The following is a 20791-nucleotide window of genomic DNA, read 5'->3' as shown; positions in this document are numbered from 1 at the left end:
GCCATATTTTTGTACGCTGGCACATGCGCTCATAACTGACTATGGTGCCCCTTCAATGTAAAATGTTGAGGATCAACCCCATGTCAGAAACGACCAACACGCATGCTTATGTGCTCCCTGTCCCACCTCAGGCAAGCATTGCAGTTGTTGGGAGCGAAAAGCGCTTTCCCGTGCGACGCATCTATTGCATCGGGCGCAACTATGCAGCCCATGTAGTCGAAATGGGCGGCAACGCAGACCGCGATCCCCCTATCTTTTTCCAAAAACCCGCAGACGCCGTCGTTGCCTCTGGCGCAACAATTCCCTACCCCTCACAAACGCAAAACCTGCATCATGAAGTTGAACTGGTGGTCGCCATTGGCAAGGGTGGACGCGACATCGCAGAAAACACGGCACTTGACCATATCTGGGGCTATGCTGTTGGCCTTGACCTCACACGTCGCGACATCCAAAGCAGAGACGGCAAGCCATGGGAAATCGCCAAAGCCTTTGATCGCTCATTCCCGGTTGGGCCGCTTACGCCTGCAAGCGATCTCGGTTTCATCGATAGCGGCCGAATCTCACTCGCTGTGAATGGTAAGGTCGTGCAGGATTCCGATATCAGCAAACTCATATGGAAAATTCCGGAAATTATTGTCCGTCTTTCCGCGTTTTTTGAACTTGCCCCCGGCGACATTATTCTGACCGGCACCCCTGATGGCGTGGGGCCCATTGAGCCAGGCGATCGGCTGGAAGCTTATGTAAACGGCCTGGAGCCATTGACCCTGACAATCGGCCCCAAACAGGTTTAAAATACCAGGTTAGTTCTGCTAGCCGCATTATGTGATGCATGGTGTAGCGCCAACTTACCGGTTACGGTTGCACAGATTTCGATTTGCGTTTATGCGCAATAATACAAATAACAATCGTCTTATCCGGGCGGCCACCCCGGCTCGATCTGGGTCCAATGTGCCGCCTGCATTCCGGAGGCACCTGTGGCAGGACATTCACAGTTTAAAAACATCATGCACCGCAAGGGAAAGCAGGACGCCGTGCGCTCCAAGCTATTCTCGAAGCTCGGGCGTGAAATCACCGTCGCTGCACGTCTTGGCATGCCTGATCCCAACCTCAACCCGCGTCTACGCGCAGCGATTCTGGCGGCACGCGCCGAAAATATGCCCAAAGACAACATTGAGCGCGCCATTAAAAAGGCATCTGGCGGCGACAGCGATAACTACGAAGAAATTCGCTACGAGGGCTATGGCCCCGCTGGCACAGCTGTCATCGTCGAGGCGATGACCGACAACCGCAACCGTACTGCTTCCGATGTGCGCTCCTACTTCACCAAGGCGGGCGGAAATCTGGCGGAAACAGGCGCAGTGTCGTTCATGTTCGATCGCATGGGTTTTATTGAATTCGCAGCAAGCGTCGGCGATGGCGATTCAGTGCTTGAAGCAGCAATTGAAGCAGGTGCGGATGATGTCATCTCCAACGATGATACGCACGAAATCTACTGCGAACAGGGCTCTCTTGCTGCAGTCTCCAAGGCGCTTGAAGCAACGTTCGGCGAGCCGCGCGCATCCAAGCTTGTCTGGAAAGCACAGAATGACATCGCCGTTGATGACGAAGCAGCAGAGAAGGTCATGCGTTTGATCGAACTGCTTGAAGACAACGATGATGTCCAGAATGTTTATACAAACGCCCAGTTCTCGGACGCCCTGTTGGCGAAGCTTTCAGCTGATTGAAGCTCAAGCGCATGTGGATATTTGGACTGGGCTCATGGCCAGTTCATTCCCCCGCACTGACGGGATCAGGATATGCAAGGAGAGTCACGAAGATCGGGGTATATAACCCCGGTCGAGTGATTCAATGAAGCAGGCCTGCGCTCAGGATAGGGTTGATCCACTGAACAATGTCTCTGATTTATGCTCAACCTTTCAATGAATGGCCAACATCATTGCAAGAATGAGCATATCATGGGCTGCAGTTCTGAAATTTTGCAAAGCCATTGCATTTTTGCGCAAAGGGTCAATTGCCATTTTGTCCGCGTGCCCTTATATTCGCGGAGTCTTCCCATCAATCAGGTGGTCGTTGACCGGCCCAGCCGAAGAAGCTGGGCCGGAAAACGGGGACTTTTGCCTGTTTGGCCGATCATGCTCGGCCACGCTGGTGAAAGCCTTCGGCAGCGGCTGCATACCATGACACCGCCCACAAGCGGCGTCCAAAGCTAAGGAGCCACCCCTATGAGCACCGGACCGCTGATGCCCAAGGCGACCGCCGTTTGGCTCGTCGACAATACAGCGCTGACTTTTTCGCAGATCGCTGAGTTCTGCAAACTGCATCCGCTAGAAGTCAAGGGAATCGCCGATGGCGAAGTCGCCTCCGGCATTAAGGGGCTGGATCCGACAGTCAGTGGGCAGCTCACGCGTGAAGAAATCGCACTCGCTGAGAAAAGCCCTACGCACGTCCTGCGGATCGCGCCTCCCAAGGTTAAGCTGCCTGAAGCAAAGCGCCGCCGCGGCCCGCGCTACACACCTGTTTCTCGTCGTCAGGACCGCCCCAATGCCATCCTCTGGCTGCTACGTAGCCATCCGGAGCTGAAGGACGCACAAATCATGCGCCTCGTCGGCACAACCAAGACGACGATCGAGCAGATTCGTGAGCGCACCCATTGGAACTCAGCCAACCTGACGCCATCCGATCCGGTTACGCTTGGCCTTTGCTCGCAGATCGATCTTGACTTTGAGGTCGCGCGTTCAGCCAAGGATGCACCTGTGCGCACGCAGGATATCGATGGCGGCCAAAGCCTGCTGCCAACTGAGGTGTCGACGGCACCTGAGGATGTCTTTGCCAGCTCTCCGTTTGGTGACCATAAGTCGCCGAAGCGTGAGGAAGAGCCCGCGATCGACGTTGAAAACGTGTTTGCCAAGCTCAAGACGCTCAAGCAGGACGAGGCACAGGATACAGCCGAAAATGATGACAGCGCTGATGCTGTTGACCTCGGCGGCGTGTTCACCTCAACAAACAATCAGGATGAGCAGCCTTAAGGCCACCTGAAACAAAAACAAAAAACCCGCCACACACATGTGAGGCGGGTTTTTTATTGGGCGCCATCGAGAGCGCAACCATCAACGACTGCATAGCACTAGACACGCTCTGCTTGGTCGAGGATTCAGTGTACAGCGCCCACGCTGACATGCGGAATGGACTTTGCGCAAGGACTGCATGATCTAGGTGTGCCGAACTGGTCAATGGACCGATCATCCGCTCTATTCCAATGATCAGCAGCCAATCAAGTCAGTCCCAGGCGCTACGCGGCTTCACGAACCTGATTGCCAGGGTAGATCGGGACTTTGTCGTGCGCACCGAGCTCCCGCCAGTGCTCCCCGTGGATGTCATGTTGACTATGGCGGACAGGCAGAAAGACCGTTCCTGAAACAGCAACGACAGCCGTCAGGATGATCGGATGTCGCCTGTTATTTCTAATCGCATCTGATCGGCAAACACTTTATATCGCTGTGTTACTCGCACGGGCGATGCGAATTGTGTTTGTTGCACCCGGCTTGCCGAAGGGAATACCTGCAACAATAGCAATGCGCTGATCTGGCTTGGCAAAATCCTCTGCAACGCTGATTTCGCATGCGCGGCGCACCATATCATCTACATCGCGTGCATCTGCAGCGATGATCGCATGTACGCCCCATGCCAACGCTAAACGGCGTGCTGTTTCAACATTTGGCGTTAACGCCAGCACGGAAGTCAGCGGGCGCTCGCGCGCAATCCGCAAACCTGTCGAACCTGATGATGTCCACGCAACAATAGCTGGCAGCTGGAGTGTTTCAGACATCGAGCGAGCGCTGGCTGCAATCGCATCTGCGGTCGTGGGTTCCGGATCCGTGCGCTGGCCGTGGATGATGAGGCCATAATTGATGTCGCCCTCCACCTCTTCCGCAATGCGGTTCATGGTGGTAACGGCCTCCACCGGGTACTGACCAGCAGCACTTTCCGCCGACAGCATCACCGCATCCGCACCTTCAAACACAGCAGTTGCGACATCCGATACTTCGGCGCGGGTAGGTACAGGCGCGGTGATCATAGACTCCAGCATCTGCGTCGCCACCACCACCGGCTTGCCAAGCGCCCGTGCTGCACGTGTGATACGTTTCTGGATACCTGGCACCTTCTCCAATGGCATTTCCACACCCAGATCGCCACGCGCCACCATCAGCCCGTCAGAAGCCGCGATAATCTCATCAAGCCGTGCAACCGCTTGTGGCTTCTCGATCTTGGCCATCACCAGCGCGCGCCCTTGCGTAACCTTGCGCACCTCCGCAATATCTTCCGGGCGCTGCACAAAGGATAGTGCAATCCAGTCCACGCCAAGCGGCACGGCAGCTTCGAGATCGGCGCGATCCTTATCCGTCATCGCAGAAACCGGAATGGTGGTATCAGGCAAGCTCACACCCTTACGGTTCGACACCGTGCCACCAATAATAACCCGCGTACGTGCTATAATAATTCCCTGTTCTCTTATGACAGAGATGGTCTCCAGGCGCACCTTACCGTCATCGATCAGGATGGCATCACCTGGCACGAGCGCCTCCAGAATTTCTGGATGCGGCAGCTGCACGCGCGTGGCATTGCCTGGCCGATCATGTCCATCAAGGATGAACTCATCGCCTTTCTTAAGCACCGCTGCCGTGTCTGCAAACGTACCCACGCGCAGTTTCGGCCCCTGCAGATCCACCAGAATGCCAATCGGCCGCGCGAATTTTTCTTCGACCGCGCGGATGGTCTGCACCCGTTCTCGCAGCACTTCATGCGTGGAATGGCTCATATTGATGCGGAATACATCGACGCCCGCCAGAAACAGCCGGGAGATCATCTCCTCGTCGTTTGACGCAGGGCCGAGGGTCGCGACGATTTTTGTACGGCGTGCGCGTCTCATTGGGCTTCCTCTCGCTGTTGATTCTGTTCTGTGAGCTGGATTGTCCAGCTTTTCTGCTGGCCGGTATCGACCTCGAAAAATCCAGTGCGATCATAGCCGCGGGCAAAGCAATTCTCTATTCCGCGAATACTGAATTCCTTCTCACGCGTGCACATCAATGAGCGCCCGGCCCACTCGCCGCCCCGATCATAATCAACAGCGTGGATGTAGTAATACCGCGCAACAAGTGTGCCACTAATCAGCGTCTGACAATCGCGCACACCCAGGTTCCACCAGCCTTCCGTTAGCCAGCCCTTACTATCGCGATAGCCGAGCGAAACACCCACACGGCTTCCAGTCATGTTGCAAATACGCAGATCCGCCAGCGCTTGTCCTGACATTCCCAGCAGCATACCAATGCCGAGCATCCCTGCCACGAGGGCGGAAGTCAGCGAACGTCGATAAGATGGGCGGGCAGCGTATGGCATATTGGGCGATATCTCCTGTTTGCCATATAGCACTTTCCTATTCAGGGGGCACCGGTCTCTGCCAAGAAAATCCTGAATGACAGATGCATAAGTGTGAAAATGGTGGCCCAGGCCTGCTTGAATTGCGAGCCATCTGTTGTGAGCAATCCACAATGATGCACGCAACGCTTGAGCGCGAGCATGAAAGGTTTGCGTCGATCCGCCTGCTGCCATAGTGTGCGCCACCATTCGCAGACACATTTCGGGGCGCAAGCCCATCAAGCAAGAGCAATATCCATGGTCACAGACGTAGCCGACAGCGGCGTTGCCGCAGATGAGCTGAAGCAATTTATTGAACGAATCGAACGCCTTGAAGAAGAAAAAGCCGCGATAGCCGGTGACATTAAGGAAGTGTATGGGGAGCTGAAGGGCCGTGGCTTTGATGCCAAGGCGATTCGCAAGATCGTAGCAATCCGCAAGAAGCCCGTTGAAGAACGCGCTGAGGAAGATGCTATTCTGGAGCTATATCTGCAAGCACTTGGCATGCAGGGGTAACCTCTAAAGGCAAAGAATGAGACAGGGCAATTGCGATATTACCGGATCGCAATTGCCCTGTTTTTTATTAGCAAATGAGCCTATTAGAAGCGCACCGACAACTTGGCGCTGCCCATGTGCGAGAGATATCCACGCGCCTTCGAGGCCTTATATTCCGCCGTGAAATCGATGCCCTCAGCCGAATAGATTTGCACACCCGCACCCGCATCAAACAACTGGTGCGGAAGTGACGAGGTTGTCTCGAATGACCCCGCCTCAATCGGTGCTCCCTGCAGGCTGGCCCGGGAGGAGACATTGTTGTGCGAAAGCAGCGTGAACCCGATCGTGGCATAAGGCCGGATCCAGTAATCTGGCGCGATATCAAACCGGGTGCCGATCTCCACATTCGGACTGATCGCATAGATCGTTTTGCGCCTGGAATGGATATTAAGGTTCATGCCCGGCACGCCGAACTCATGCGACGCAGGGCTGCGCTGATGAATGGCGTCTGCATCGATATAGGGACGGATATACCAATCCTTGAAGGCAAACTCATAGCTTGCCCGCAACCGCGCAGCTGCATAGAGCGTTTCCGACTTGCTGCGCGCGGAAAGTCCCATGCGATCAAAGTCGATATAGCGCACGTTATCCTGCCAGGTTTGGCCAATGATAGCTGCTGCTGCAAACTGCCATGGACCAATCTGATGCTTGAGGGCGATAGCACCTTCAAACCCGTGCGCATCTGCGTTTGATACACCATCCCGATCCCGATGATCTGAAGTGATGTACGCACCCGCAAGGCCCAGGAACCAGTTCGGCGCAATTTCTTTCTGTGCACCAACACGATAGGCAAGCGTATCACGCGTGAAGTTTGTACCTAGTCTGTCGTTAAAGCGCGTCTGCTCACCCTGTATCTTGCCCCAGACGCAATTACCTTCCTGCAACAACGTGCCATCCCCCGAAAACGCGGGGCAGCTTAGTGCCATCGATACGCCAACACGCGCACTATGGAACCACGGTGCAGTTGATTCCTGGACAGAATCCGGCGCCAATTCATCCAGATCGCGTGCATATTTGTTGGGATCCGTCTGACGCAGGAAATATGCAAATACATTGGCATTAGCCAGACTGCCGGCATTCCACGCCTGTTGAAGCTGCATTGCGACAGACTGTTGGCCACTCGTCAACATCACCGAATGTGGGCTGTTGAACTTAGGTTGGGGAGAAAGAAACAGGTTGTTCTTATCGCCAATAACAGTACCTGTGTAAGAATTCTGTTGAGTATATGGGGTATCCCACGGGCCCTTCAGCTGCCACTCCACCGGCACCACACCAGTGGGCACACCTGTAACAGCCGGGCGTACACCGGTGATGCCGCCACCTGCGCTCAGGATATGGTAATTGCCTGGATTGAGGTAGAAGAGCGAAACGGGCTGTAGCTCCACCCCTGCCGCAAAGGTGACCTTGCCACTCACAGCCAGCTTGTCGCTCGCTACCTTACCTTCTGGTGAGATGTTGAATACAAGCTTGCTCCCCGTCTCCATGGCGAGATGCCCCGCCAGTGATGTCGTCGTGAGGCTGCCAGCACCGCGAATATCAAATGTTCCACGGTTTGTGAAAACACTGTTGGCATGATTGCCAAGCTCAATCACACCCTTATCGACAGTGCGATAAATCCCCGCGTTGATGAATTTGTTCACCTCATTTTTGAAACCACCATCGAGCTTCACATTGCCGATCAAGGTGCCATAATTCTCGACCGTCTCATTACCCCACGTGGCCAGAATAGCTTCGCCTGATAAGGCCGAAACAGTACCCTCCCGCAAGGTGATGGTATTGTTTTTACCGCCATCAATCCGGATTGCAGCGCCCACGCCAGCGCCACCTGTAATATCGCCATAATGGGTGATCTTGATGTCATCACCCGTGCGGATCGGCGTTTCTATGGGGCGTACATAAACAGGGTATTGCGAGAAGCTTGGCGGATAATAATAGCTCACTCCCGGCTGCTGAATGGAACCATCGCTGGCCTGCACACCGCTCTGCGCGAAGATACCGTATGAATTTTTGCCCTTCGCAGATATCGTGCCGGCCGTGTTGATCTCGATTTTACCGCCATTGCCCGTCACGTTGGTCCGCGCAGGCCTTGTGCTCTTTACCGGCACCGGCACACCCGCCAGATTGGCAACTGCACCGCCGCCACCGCCCAGCGATTGCGCATAAATACCGTGGGCTTGCTCGCCGGTCGTATTAATCACAAAAGTGGCTTTTGCATAGTTACGCCGGGCTTCAGGATAGTTTGTCTGGATCAATATCGGACCACCATTGCCCGATGAACCACTACTAGCGATGAAATCGCTGACAAAGCGATAATGGGCTGCACCGCCAAAGCCACCGCCGCCACCAATGGATTGCGCAACGATAGCATGAGCATGCTTGCCGGAGGTTCTGATGGACGTCAGGTTGCTGCCGGAAACAGGCGTGTTGAGGTTTATCGTGACATTGCTGCCATTACCCGCAGCACCACCTGTTCCACCGACAACAAAGTCCAGATGAATCCGGCCACCTGCTGAGGAATCGCTGCCGAACCCACCGCCGCCACCGATGGATTGGCCGAAGATACCAAATGCACCGTCGTTGGTTGTCACAATCCGATGCGCATGTGTCAACGTCACCTTATCGCCATTTCCAGCCGCTTTTCCACGCCCACCCAGCGTAACGTTCGCCGCAAGCGTTGGCAGCACGGTCGTCGTGCTGTTGGTGCCCGTGGGTTGATCGCCTGCTGCAGGATCGATGCCGATGGCCTTGAGGAACTCGTTTGTGGCGTCCATAGCCTCTTGCACTTCGCGCGTCACACTGGCTGCAGCCCGACCCTTCTTGGAAGCCGGATCAGCAATGTTCAAAAAGTACACACCACCGCCACCGCCAACCGATTGGCCGACAAGCGCATGTGCATCCTTGCCATGCGTGGTGATCAGCCCTTCGTTGGTAACAGTGACAACACCGCCATTACCACTCGCCCCGCCATTGCCGCCGACATTAAAAACCACGGAAGCAGAGAGTGAATTGGTCGCAGTCGCCGCTCCACCAACACCGCCACCGCCGCCAATGGATTGCGCAAACAAACCATACGAGCCGTAGCCCTGCGTTTCTATAGTGCCCTTATTGGTAACGGTTGTTGCACCGCCAATACCGCCTTTACCACCTGTACCACCCACGGTGACATCGACATTCATATAGTTGTTACCGTTGAGATACGCGCCGCCAGCTGTGCCGCCGCCACCGCCAACAGATTGCGCAAACACGCCATAAGACATGCCGCCCTTGGTTGAAATCTTGCCATTATTGGTAACCGTCACAACACCGCCCGCACCGCCATCACCACCAGAACCACCGACAGCTACGTTGAGGCCCACACTTGGCAGGTAATCGATAGGCTTGCGATTGCCCAAAGCATTGCTCGCCAGCTTATCCTTTGTCGCCTTGAGCTCTTTCTTCAGTGCGGTCTTGAGCGCTTCAATTTCAGCAACCATCACTGCCATCACGATATTGTCTCGCCAATCTCTATTTTTATTGGCGAGCTCCTTACCGATCGTCATGACGGATTTGATGTAGCCCAATCTTTTGGATGTCTTGCTTTCACCCTTTTCCGGGCGCGCTTCATCCAATGCCTTACGATCTGGGTCGTTATCGGCAGGTTTATCCTGACCTTTAATCGCCTTATAAGTTTTGTTTATCCGCTGCACTTCACCAGCAAGCTTGCCCGCCGCCGAGATCCAGCCCGAAACATTACTGTAATCGGTGCTTTTCGCCTGCTGCCCCGTGAATGAGCCGCCATAACCACCGCCACCGCCAACCGACTGCACAAAAATACCGTGCGAGCCTTCCTCTTGCGTTACAATAGTGGCCTTGGCCTCATTGGTGATCGTAACGTTGCCACCCTTGCCGCCCTCACCACCAGAACCGCCAACGCTGACGTTGATAGCAACTGTTCCAGCCTTACCGCCACCAGCATAACCACCGCCATAACCACCACCGCCACCAACGCTAAGCGCATAAATGGCGGACGAATTCAGGCCCTGCGTCAGGATTGAACCCTTGTTCGTTACGGTAACAACACCACCGGCCCCCCCCTTACCGCCCGAACCACCAATGTTGATGTTGGTCGTAACAGAATCCGCCAGCGGCAGAACGTTGCTCGCCAACTGGTCGATTACCTTGTCAGCGACATCGTGCGCCAGCTGATCATCAAGCCATTCAACTGAAAAGCCTACGCCCGATGCGCTTTCAGCCGTACCGCCCTTACCGCCGCCGCCGCCGATGCTCAGTACGTTGATGGCTTCGGAGAAATTGCCCTGCGTTTCAATAGCACCGGAGTTGGTAATGGTTACATCGCCACCCTTACCGCCACCGCCGCCAGAACCGCCAATCGAGACCGGAATGCCAACATTGAAATAGGCGCTCATGATGCTGGCGCTTGAGGTTGCGTCACCCGCGAGACCACCACCGCCGCCGATGCTGCGCGCATCAATACCGACAGACTGGTTTCCTGTGGTCAGGATCTTGCCGGAGTTTTCAACCTCCACGGCATTACCATTACCACCCTTGCCACCCGATCCACCGATGGTAACCGGAATGCTGATCGCCGGCATTGGCCCTGTCTGGATAGCGTAAGCATAAGCCGTAGCACTGGCAGCCCGCCCGCCACCACCGCCGATTGATTGCGCATCGATAGCCGAGGCCAAACTGCCATCTGTGGTAATATTGGCGAGATTGCTGACAAGCACCTTGTCGCCATGACCACCATCACCGCCCGATCCACCAACTGATACGGGTACTGCGACAGCTGGCAATGGTCCGCCTGTGATTGCAAGGGCATATGCACTCGCATCACCCGCATTACCGCCGCCGCCACCGATGCTTTGCGCCTGAATACCCGTGGCATTATTACCTAACGTACTGATATGCGTGATATTCCAGACGCTTACATCCTTACCATCACCGCCTTTTCCGCCCGATCCACCAACCGCGACCGACACTGAGGCCACTGCACCACCCGAAAATGCTTTCGCTGACCCGCCAACACCACCGCCACCGCCAACGCTATGCGCTAGAATGCCAATGGCATCTTTGCCATACGTTGCAATGCTCGATATGCCAGCAGCCGCTGCAACCGGATCGGATATCTTCAAGGCGGCGTAGGTTTTAGCATCTGCCTTTGTGCCAACGCTGACACTGCCACCATTGCCACCACCACCGCCATTACCGCCCAATGCAATCGCTAGAAAACCGCCAGCTGCTGTTGCGTCCCCAGCCCGACCGCCAGAGCCACCGATGCTTTGCGCCAGCAGGCCCATGGCGCCATCACCCATCGTGGTGATATACCCAACGCGTTCAATACTGATCGTGTTGCCATCGCCACCCGTTCCGCCATTACCGCCACTGGCGAAAAACAGGCCGAAGATGGCATCACCGCCATCGCCGCCCCCTCCACCGCCGCCTGGTGATACTTTAGCGGGAAAGGGGGCAAAGGCCCGAAATGCATCCAGCGCATTACCGCCACCAATCGACTGCGCCACAATGCCGGTTGCATAACTTCCTTTAGTGGCAATCGCTCCCGTATTGCGAATGGTGACCGTACCGCCTTTACCGGCCGAACCACCTTTGCCACCCGAAAACAATGCAGAGCCGCCCGTACCGCCCGTGCCACCAACAGACTGCGCGACAATGCCGAAGCTATATGCCTCCTCACTTACGATTATGCCATTGTTTTCAGCAAGGATCGCACCCGCGCGCCCGCCAAGTCCGCCAGCTGTGCCATGGCCAGCGCCATAAGCTGACCCGGCCCCGCCGTTGCCACCAATGCTCTGAAGCACCACAACAGGCGAGGAGCCACCACTCGTCGATACAATGCCGTCATTTCTGAAGTAGACAGTCGGATCGATCTCATTAACACCACTGCTGCCACCGGTGCCGCCTATTCGCGTACCATCGTTGGCACCTGATCCACCATTACCGCCCTTCGATTCAACAAGAATAGCGGGTGCAGAAAGACCATTGGTCGTCAGATAAGCTCCCGCTGCGACTTCCACCGCAGCTCGACCACCCGTGCCACCCATAGCCTTGGTGCTATTGATAGTAGAGCGATGCGCACCGCCATCGTTACCCGCATCGCCTCCCTGCGATGTGACGCGTGCAATCGCAAAGCGCTTGCCTTGGGTGCTAACAGCGCTCTGCAGCTGCAAGAGCACATCACCGCCCTTGCCACCTGCACCCGCATCGCCCGTATATGCAATGGAGCTGCCAAAGCTGGAATCAACGAACGTTTGTCCTCTACCGCCAACACCGCCCTTGGAGAGCAACAGAATGAGCGGCACATCGTCGGTCTGGTCCCCAGACTTTGCTGTCACAATGCCTTGCTGAATAAAAGTCAGATTACCGCCTGCGCCACCCGCTGCACCGGACTGAATATCAGGCGACCAAAAGCCCGAGCGCACATATGCCTCGCCCCCTTTGCCGCCCGTCGTTAACAGCTTCACCCGCGTACCGCTCAGAGACGTAGTGCCTATCGTGCCCAGATTGCGATAGAGAAATGACTGCGAAGTCCCCCCAGGCAAACCATCTGCGCTCGCCGTCGCGTTAGCACCATTTGTGCCGGTGTGATTGGTGAGTAAATCAGGGCGATCAGTGGTGATATCTTCGGCACGCACTTCCGCAACAGGTAGTCCGCATGTGACCACTAGTGAAAAAATACTAATGCTGCCAGATAAAGCGCGTGCTCGACGCGAGACGAAACCAATCGACGAACGCACACCTGCCAGCATGAACCAACTCCAGAGCACAATACTGAACCGCAATTACGACTATTTCACAATAACATACTCTTTAGCCGAAGCAATTGGCATTATATGAAAAAACAAACACCTTCATCAATACACATCATTTCATATATAATAAATAAATCAATAAATAAAATTTGTATGAATATTGCAAAAAACTTATTTATTTAATAAATAAATGCAATATTAATTATCACAAGAAATTATCGCTATTCCTGTCTCCAGATTTCCTATGTGGAGAGAGAAAAAACAACGCAAATATAGCACTTTCCCACATCCGACAAAACATATCAAAGTCAATCAACGCCTTCATTCGCAGCATATGATCTTCCGTGTCCATCTACTTGATGCTGAAATACCACATCCATTGCAATAGTATTAAAATTCTTGAGCCTATAAATAAGCGTTACTTAAAATATACATCGGAAATCTTCTCATTCACGCCACAGTCCGGGTAATCTGTATCTCACATACCGCACTTCGATATTTTTCCACTCATTAGACTCGGCGCGCCGCTAATTAGTATAGGTTAGCACGCGGCTCGCCCCGTAACTTAAGTGCCAACTGTATCGCCGAGGATGAAATATGCTGATGGATTATGTGGGAAGTGCCCTCTCGCAATATGCATTCTGGGTTATTGCCATTGCTTTTGCTGGTTTGTTAGGAGGGCTTTTGGCTGGCTTACTGGGAGTAGGCGGCGGCATCATTATTGTGCCGGTGCTTTATCAGGTCTTCACCACTGTTGGTATTGCGGAAACCCTGCGCATGAAAATTGCAGTTGCCACCTCACTTGCAACGATCATCGCGACCTCTGCGGTTTCAGTGAAAAGCCATTATGACAGGGGCGCCGTTGACACCCGGCTATTGAAAAGCTGGAGTGGACCTATTTTCGTGGGCGTAATTGCCGGGGCAATCATCGGCGGACATGTGGATGGACGTGTATTGAGCTTCGTCTTTGCCACAGTTGCATTACTCGTTGCCCTGCAGATGACATTCACCAATCGAGGCGCAAAAATCTGGGATGACTTCCCTAACCTTGCTTTCAGATGGGGATCAGGTGCATTTGTCGGGCTGATCTCAGCATTGATGGGAATTGGTGGCGGCAGCTTGAGTGTGCCAATTCTATCTGCTGTTGGCTACGACATCCGCAAAGCGGTTGGCACTGCAGCCGCTATTGGCTTCATCATCGCCATTCCCGGTACAATAACCTATGTGCTATCAGGCATTGGGGTGCAGGGGCTCCCGCCGTTTTCGCTTGGCTATCTCAATTGGTTGGGAGCGTTAGTGCTGGTGCCGCTGACAATGCTAACGGCACCATTAGGAGCAAGACTTGCTCACTCCATTCCACGACGCATGCTGCAAACATGCTTTGCGGTTTTTCTGGCAATCACCTCCGCACGCATGTTTTATGACCTGCTTTCATGAATGATCGCACCCGGCGCGCTAGCCTTAAATGCATCTGTGCTAGATATGGAGGGCCTTGCCAAGCGCCTTGAGAGCCGCTTCCTGTAACGCCTCCCCCTGCGTCGGATGGGCATGGATAGTGCCTGCTATATCTTCCAGACGTGCGCCCATCTCCAGCGCCAGCCCAAAGGCCGCAGACAATTCCGATACCCCCGCACCCACTGCCTGAATTCCCAGCACGAGGTGATTATCAGCACGCGCCACCACGCGCACAAAACCATCTTCGGCAAGTTTCGTCATTGCACGACCATTGGCCGCAAACGGAAACGTGCCGACTTTGATTTCACGCCCAGCTGTGCGCGCCTCATCCGGTGACAAGCCAACTGTCACAATTTCAGGATCGGTAAAGCATACCGCCGGAATCGCCTGCTTATCCCACTGGCGCTTGTGACCCGCAATGATCTCAGCCACCATTTCGCCCTGCGCCATAGCCCGATGCGCGAGCATGGGTTCACCGGTAACATCGCCGATTGCATATATGCCGCGCATCGAAGTCTGGCATTTTTCATCAATGCGCACGAACCGACCATCCATATCGAGCGCCAGTTCCTCACGGCCCCATCCCTCAGTAACGGGCTTGCGGCCAACCGTGACGAGTATTTTATCAGCAGCAAGCTGTGATTGCTTGCCATCCGAATCATCGATCATCAACTTGCCTGCGCTATTGAGGCCGAGTGCCTTTGTATTGGTTAATACCTTGATATCCAGATGCTTCAAGCGCTTGGCAACGGGTTGCGTCAGCTCGGCATCGTATTGAGGCAAGATGCGGGAAGCCGCCTCAACCACGGTTACGCGGCTGCCAAGCTTGGCAAATGCAGTGCCAAGCTCCAGCCCGATATAGCCACCACCAATAATGGCAAGCTTTTTGGGCACTTCATCCAGTGACAACGCTTCGGTTGATGAAATGACATCACCATCAAAGGGCAAAAATGGCAGCTCTACCGGCGCCGACCCTGTGGCAATCACCACTGTCTCAGCGCGGATAATCTGGCTACCGACATCTGTCTCCACCTGGATGGTGCGGCCATCAAGAAAATGCGCACGACCCGTAACAATCTTGACCCGCGATTTCTTCAGCAACGCAGCCACGCCGCTATTGAGACGCGAGACGATATCGTTCTTCCACTGCACGGTTTTAGAAAGATCGATAGTGGGTAGCTCTGTCGTAATACCGAACGGATTGCCGCCCGCCGCCAGATGCGCCACGCGCTCGAACTCTTCAGCCGCATGGATAAGCGCCTTGGAGGGAATGCACCCGACTGTCAAACAGGTGCCGCCAACTTTCCTGGCCTCAACAATTACTGTATCAACGCCTAGCTGCCCCGCGCGGATAGCGCATATGTAGCCACCCGGCCCTGCACCAATCACGAGCAACTTGCAGGAGATTTCTTTCTTTGCCGTTTCCATCGGATCAACCTTCCACAAAGATGAGCGCAGGGGTTTCCAGAAGCGTTTTAAGGCGCTGGATGAAAACCGCCGCATCCCACCCGTCAATAACGCGGTGGTCGAAGCTCGATGACAGGTTCATGATTTTGCGTGGCACAAATGCCGTGCCATCCCAGACAGGACGGACCGCAATCTTGTTAACGCCGATTATCGCCACCTCAGGATAATTGATGACAGGCGTGCTGATAATGCCGCCGATCGCCCCAAGTGATGAAATGGTGATCGTAGAGCCGCTCAACTCATCGCGACTTGCCGTGCCGGCCTTCGCAGCATCCGACAGGCGGTTCAGCTCAATAGCGCTTTCCCACAGATTGCGCGCCTCAGCATGCTTCACCACCGGCACAACAAGGCCAGCTGGTGTCTGCGCCGCTATACCGATATGCACACCAGCATAACGATGGACAACACCTGCATCATCATCATAACGCGCGTTGAGTTGCGGATTTTCCGCCAATGCCTTTACCATCGCACGCATCAGGAAAGGCAGAATTGTCAGGCGCGGATGATCGGCTTTCTTGTCACGGTTCAGGGTAGTGCGCAGCTCTTCGAGCGCAGTCACATCAACCTCTTCCGCATACATGATGTGCGGAATACGTGACTTCGACAGCGCCATCTTCTCCGCGATCTTACGGCGTAGACCGATAACCTTGATTTCCTCAACCTCAGTCCGCGCAACTGGTGCACCGGAACGTATGCCACCCGGCTGACTGCCGCCGTGCGCGATAAAGGCATCAATGTCCTCATGGCTGATGCGCCCTGCCGGACCTGAGCCAATGATCTGCCGCAGGTCAATCCCTGCATCACGCGCCCGCAACCGCACAGAGGGTGATGCCAACGGCTTCTCGCCTTCTGCCCGGGGGGCAGCAGCAATGGTCGCACTCGCAACAGGGCGTGATGGCGCTAACGTAGCAGGCTTTGCTTTCTCCATAACAGGCGCAGCAACAGCAACCGCTTCCTGCTTGGGCGCAGGTGTTGCTGCTTCCATAGGCGCCTCTGCTATTTCTGCCACGGCACCGGCCACAACATTGCCATCCCCTTCCACCTTAAGGCGGATAAGCGGTGCACCGATGGCAACCTTGGCGCCAAGATCAGCCCCAAGCCACAGCACCTCACCATTCACGGATGAGGGAATTTCAACAGTGGCCTTATCGGTCATGACTGCCGCGAGCACCATGTCCTCACGCACCAGATCGCCCACCTTTACTTGCCATTCGACAAGCTCAGCCTCTGCAATGCCTTCACCAACGTCGGGCATCTTGATGACGTATTCGCCCATTTCAGCCCTCCATCGTCTCAATCAGCGCCCGCGATATGCGCGCGGGTCCAGGGAAGTAATCCCACTCCTGCGCATGCGGATAAGGTGTATCCCAACCCGCCACGCGTGCGACAGGTGCTTCCAGCTTGTAGAAGCAATGTTCCTGCACCAGCGATACCAGCTCGCCCCCGAAGCCTGATGTCAACGTTGCCTCATGCACCACCACGCAGCGCCCCGTCTTGTCAACGGAAGCGACAATGGTATCGAGATCAAGCGGCACCAAAGTGCGCAGATCTATGACTTCCGCATCGATACCAGTTTCTTCAACCGCTGCCAGCGTTACATGCACCATGGTGCCGTAAGTAAGCACCGTCACCGCTGCGCCTTCACGCACAACAGCTGCCTTGCCAAGCGGCACCGTGTAATGCCCCTCCGGCACTTCGCCCAAAGCATGCTTCGACCACGGCGTCACAGGACGCTCATGATGACCATCGAACGGGCCGTTATAAAGCCGCTTTGGCTCCAGAAAAATCACCGGATCAGGATCTTCAATGGCCGCTATGAGCAATCCCTTGGCGTCATAGGGGTTCGACGGCACCACCGTCTTCAGCCCCGACACGTGGGTAAAGAGCGCTTCCGGGCTTTGACTATGCGTCTGCCCACCGAAAATACCGCCTCCTGTAGGCATTCGCACCGTAATGGGACAAGTGAATTGGCCATTCGAGCGATAGCGGATGCGCGCGGCCTCCTGTGTCAGCTGATCGTAACCCGGATACATATAATCCGCGAACTGAATTTCCACGCATGGTTTAAGGCCATAGGCTGCCATGCCGATTGCTGTACCGATGATGCCGGATTCGCTGATTGGCGCATCAAAACAGCGCGTGCGTCCGTACTTCTGTTGCAACCCCTGCGTGCAACGAAAGACGCCACCGAAGTAGCCTACGTCCTCGCCATAAACAACGACATCCTCATCACGACCCATTGCAACATCCATCGCGCTGCGAATCGCTTCGATCATTGACATCTGTGCCATGATCAAACCCCTGTCTGCTGGCGCTGGCGGCGCAGGTGTGGCGGCATTTCCGCAAACACACCCTCGAAAATATCACGCACGGAGGGCTTGCCGCCCGCATGCAATGTGCCGTAGCTCTCTGCTTCTTTCTGCGCCGTGATCACTGTATCAAGGATTTCGGCTTCCATTTGCTTGTGACGCTCTTCCGACCATACATCGCGCAGGATGAGATGATTTTTCAACCGCATGATTGGGTCACCCAATGGCCATGCATCGGATTCCGTCTTGGGGCGATATGCGGATGGATCGTCAGACGTGGAGTGCGCGCCTGCACGGTACGTAACATATTCTATAAGCGTTGGCCCAAGATTGCGCCGTGCCCGTTCCGCTGCCCATTTGGCAACAGCGTAGACAGCAAGATAATCATTGCCATCAACGCGCAATGACGGCAGCCCAAAACCCAGTCCGCGCGCCGCAAACGTGCCCGCACCACCGCGTGCGATCCCCTGGAATGTCGAAATCGCCCACTGATTGTTGACGACATTCAGCACCACCGGCGCCTTGTAGGTGGATGCGAAAACCAGCGCTGCATGGAAATCGGATTCCGCCGTTGAGCCATCGCCGATCCAGCCGGCTGCAATCTTGTTATCGTTTTTGATGGCAGAGGCCATAGCCCAGCCCACGGCCTGCGGAAACTGCGTCGCCAGATTACCGGAGATGGTGAAAAATCCCTGATCCTTGACCGCATACATAATCGGCATTTGCCGACCCTTTAGCGGATCGCGGGAGTTGGAGTAGATCTGGTTCATCATGTCGACGAGCGAATAACCACCCGCAATCAAAAGCCCAGCCTGCCGATATGTTGGGAAATTCATATCCCCCGGCATGAGCGCCTTGCGAAATGCGCAGGAAATTGCCTCTTCACCCAGATGCTGCATATAAAATGATGTCTTGCCCTGTCGCTGTGCAATCTGCATGCGGGCATCGAAAGTACGCAAGGTCATCATATCGCGCATGCCGGAAAGCAGTTCTTCATCCGACAAGAGGCCAGCCCAGGGGCCACTCGCTTCACCGGAACGGTTCAGCACGCGAATGATGGAGAATGCAAGATCACGAATATCTTCAGGATTTGCATCCACTTCCGGGCGAGGCACAGCTCCCGCCTTTGGAATGCGCACATTGGAGAAATCCGGCGTGCCGCCTGGCCGCACTTCTGGCTCAGGCACGTGCAGACTTAATGATCCGGGCGCATGCGCACCTGTTAGCCCAACCGACGGCGTCGCCACTGACTGTTTCGTCATGGACGTCCCCCCTATCTTGAATTCCCTCATTTATTTTTAGCGTCATATTTTTGGAAGTTGACGCCTTATCGCAATAGTAAACTCGCGAAGGGGCAAGTCCAGATAGGGGGCGAAGACCACCTCAAAATAGCAAGAAAATATCGGCGCCAGGGCACACACAAACAGATTGTTTCGAGATTGAGACGCACAGCATTGCATTTAGTTGCGATAGAAAACATCGCATGACTATTTCACAGGATGCAGCTGATCCATGCCTGACGCATAAGCGTGTCTTCGGCGTAAACGAGAATGACGCCACGATAGCGCGTCACTCAATAAATCCTAAATAAGCGCCAAGCTTTAAAAAGTTCAACTCAGAGCAATTATCGACCATTTCAGATCGACAATAGCTCTGAGGTTATCAGTCTCCAAGCAACAGTCTAATGGCTAAATTAGCCACGACCACGGGACTTACCCAAGCCCTGCGCCTTCGCATACTTGGAGCGCGAAGTGCTGAACGTATGCGTTACCAAAGGGTAAGATTCCGACAGACCCCATTTTTTGCGATATGCATCAAGGGTCAAACCGAATTCGGAATCCAGATGACGCTTCAGAACCTTCAAGGTCTTGCCGTTTTCAAGGCAAATGATGCTGTCACGCTTGACGGTTTTTTCGATGGGGGTCATCGGTGGGAAGCGCACATATGCATTCTGGTCTACCCAAGCAACGTCAAATACATAGCCTTCTTCATCAGGCACAAGCTGTTCGAACTCAAGCGGTAGAAGTGCGCCCGTCTTTGGGTCTATGGGATTGGGCGGATTGCGCAGCTGTGCCTTGCGTGACAATTCTGCATTAACCTGCCGAGAAGGACCACGTGGAGCCTCGGGTTCTTCGTAGATCGGCTGCTCAGCCCCATAAGCACCTGCTATTGCTGGTTGGGCAGATTCTACACGTCCCGCAGATGCATACAGGCCCTGTGCAGAAGCTGGCTGAAGAAGCGCAGAAACTGCTGCTGCCTGCGCAGGTGTACCACCATGCTGAAGGCGCGAGAACGTTGCATGCACGCCCTCAATGAATCGCAATACCTCAGCCGGTGGTAGACTGTTGTTTGCAATGTACGCAGCAACGATATCTGCAGTTACCGAAATCAGCTCTGCCTTGCTCAACAATTGCCCAGCATCCTCGCTCATAAATGATCTCCAATTCAAATTTTAAAACAACAGACACTTACATGGCGATTATAGGGGCGATGATCAAGCATAATCTGTCATTGCGTAAGATATTTAACAATGTTTTTTGCCCTCCATCTCTTCAAATTGGCCAAGATCCTAGTGTTTTTGCAGAGTGGAATGATTATTTGCCATCCATTTTTGTCATAGAGTAGGCATAGTGCCAGAATTAGGCATGTGAATTTTCAACCATCGGTTGAATTTTATTTCCGCTCAAACTTGTTTCATTTGCAACAATGATTTCCATTAGTCGAAATCACTTCGCCTGCACTATCATCAGCGCAGTGTAATTATAGCATGAATTGCAAGAAAAGCGCGATATTTCAGCAGCCTTATTGATAATATAAGAAGAAATT

13 protein-coding genes are annotated in these 20791 nt (G+C 54.4%); 5 read left to right on the top strand and 8 right to left on the bottom strand.

Annotation, left to right across the window (positions count from 1 at the left end; translation table 11 throughout):
• Positions 1-80 precede the first annotated feature (80 nt).
• The 3 genes from VRZ32_RS05735 (at position 81) to VRZ32_RS05725 (ending at position 3026) form a co-directional block, all read left to right on the top strand.
• Positions 81-791: a fumarylacetoacetate hydrolase family protein gene (locus VRZ32_RS05735; protein WP_414524722.1), complete on the top strand. Its 711-nt coding sequence runs from the start codon at positions 81-83 to the stop codon at positions 789-791.
• Positions 792-974: 183 nt separating this feature from the next.
• Positions 975-1724 (top strand): YebC/PmpR family DNA-binding transcriptional regulator, encoded by a 750-nt coding sequence (locus VRZ32_RS05730; protein ID WP_414524721.1) that lies wholly within the window; start codon positions 975-977, stop codon positions 1722-1724.
• A gap of 498 nt (positions 1725-2222) precedes the next feature.
• Positions 2223-3026 carry a DUF1013 domain-containing protein gene (locus tag VRZ32_RS05725; RefSeq protein ID WP_414524720.1) on the top strand — a complete coding sequence of 268 codons (804 nt, stop codon included), beginning with the start codon at positions 2223-2225 and terminating at the stop codon, positions 3024-3026.
• 461 nt (positions 3027-3487) lie between these two features.
• Here VRZ32_RS05725 and pyk read toward each other — a convergent pair whose 3' ends face one another.
• Positions 3488-4927 carry a pyruvate kinase gene (gene pyk / locus VRZ32_RS05720; protein ID WP_414524719.1) on the bottom strand — a complete coding sequence of 480 codons (1440 nt, stop codon included), beginning with the start codon at positions 4925-4927 and terminating at the stop codon, positions 3488-3490.
• Positions 4924-5394 (bottom strand): DUF1036 domain-containing protein, encoded by a 471-nt coding sequence (locus VRZ32_RS05715; RefSeq protein WP_414524718.1) that lies wholly within the window; start codon positions 5392-5394, stop codon positions 4924-4926. Before VRZ32_RS05715 ends, pyk begins: the two co-directional genes overlap by 4 nt.
• 276 nt (positions 5395-5670) lie before the next feature.
• Here VRZ32_RS05715 and VRZ32_RS05710 point away from each other — a divergent pair, with 276 nt between their 5' ends.
• Entirely contained in the window at positions 5671-5928 is a 258-nt protein-coding gene (locus VRZ32_RS05710; RefSeq protein ID WP_414524717.1) for a DUF2312 domain-containing protein, read from the top strand.
• A gap of 83 nt (positions 5929-6011) precedes the next feature.
• Here the strand turns inward: VRZ32_RS05710 and VRZ32_RS05705 are convergent, their stop codons facing one another.
• The gene (locus tag VRZ32_RS05705) at positions 6012-12731 is read right to left on the bottom strand and encodes a hypothetical protein (protein WP_414524716.1); all 6720 of its coding nucleotides are present in this window, start codon (positions 12729-12731) and stop codon (positions 6012-6014) included.
• Between the two features lie 600 nt (positions 12732-13331).
• Here VRZ32_RS05705 and VRZ32_RS05700 point away from each other — a divergent pair.
• On the top strand, positions 13332-14171 hold the full coding sequence (locus VRZ32_RS05700; RefSeq protein WP_414524715.1) for a sulfite exporter TauE/SafE family protein: 840 nt from the start codon (positions 13332-13334) through the stop codon (positions 14169-14171).
• Positions 14172-14210: 39 nt separating this feature from the next.
• On the opposite strand, the gene lpdA is transcribed toward VRZ32_RS05700, so the two are convergent.
• The 5 genes from lpdA to VRZ32_RS05675 form a co-directional block, all read right to left on the bottom strand.
• Complete coding sequence (lpdA, locus tag VRZ32_RS05695) at positions 14211-15617, bottom strand: dihydrolipoyl dehydrogenase (RefSeq protein ID WP_414524714.1); 1407 nt, start codon at positions 15615-15617, stop codon at positions 14211-14213.
• Between the two features lie 4 nt (positions 15618-15621).
• Positions 15622-16932, bottom strand: a complete 1311-nt coding sequence (locus VRZ32_RS05690) for a dihydrolipoamide acetyltransferase family protein (protein ID WP_414524713.1) — start codon at positions 16930-16932, stop codon at positions 15622-15624.
• 1 nt (position 16933) lies between these two features.
• Entirely contained in the window at positions 16934-17947 is a 1014-nt protein-coding gene (locus VRZ32_RS05685; RefSeq protein ID WP_414524712.1) for an alpha-ketoacid dehydrogenase subunit beta, read from the bottom strand.
• A gap of 2 nt (positions 17948-17949) precedes the next feature.
• Positions 17950-19227: a 3-methyl-2-oxobutanoate dehydrogenase (2-methylpropanoyl-transferring) subunit alpha gene (locus VRZ32_RS05680; protein ID WP_414524711.1), complete on the bottom strand. Its 1278-nt coding sequence runs from the start codon at positions 19225-19227 to the stop codon at positions 17950-17952.
• A gap of 431 nt (positions 19228-19658) precedes the next feature.
• The gene (locus VRZ32_RS05675) at positions 19659-20396 is read right to left on the bottom strand and encodes a MucR family transcriptional regulator (protein ID WP_414524710.1); all 738 of its coding nucleotides are present in this window, start codon (positions 20394-20396) and stop codon (positions 19659-19661) included.
• Positions 20397-20791 lie beyond the last annotated feature (395 nt).

Origin of the sequence: Pseudochelatococcus sp. G4_1912 (genome assembly GCF_047501465.1) — a bacterium.
In the GTDB taxonomy this organism is placed as follows: domain Bacteria; phylum Pseudomonadota; class Alphaproteobacteria; order Rhizobiales; family Beijerinckiaceae; genus Pseudochelatococcus.
This window is presented reverse-complemented; position numbering and strand designations above follow the sequence as displayed.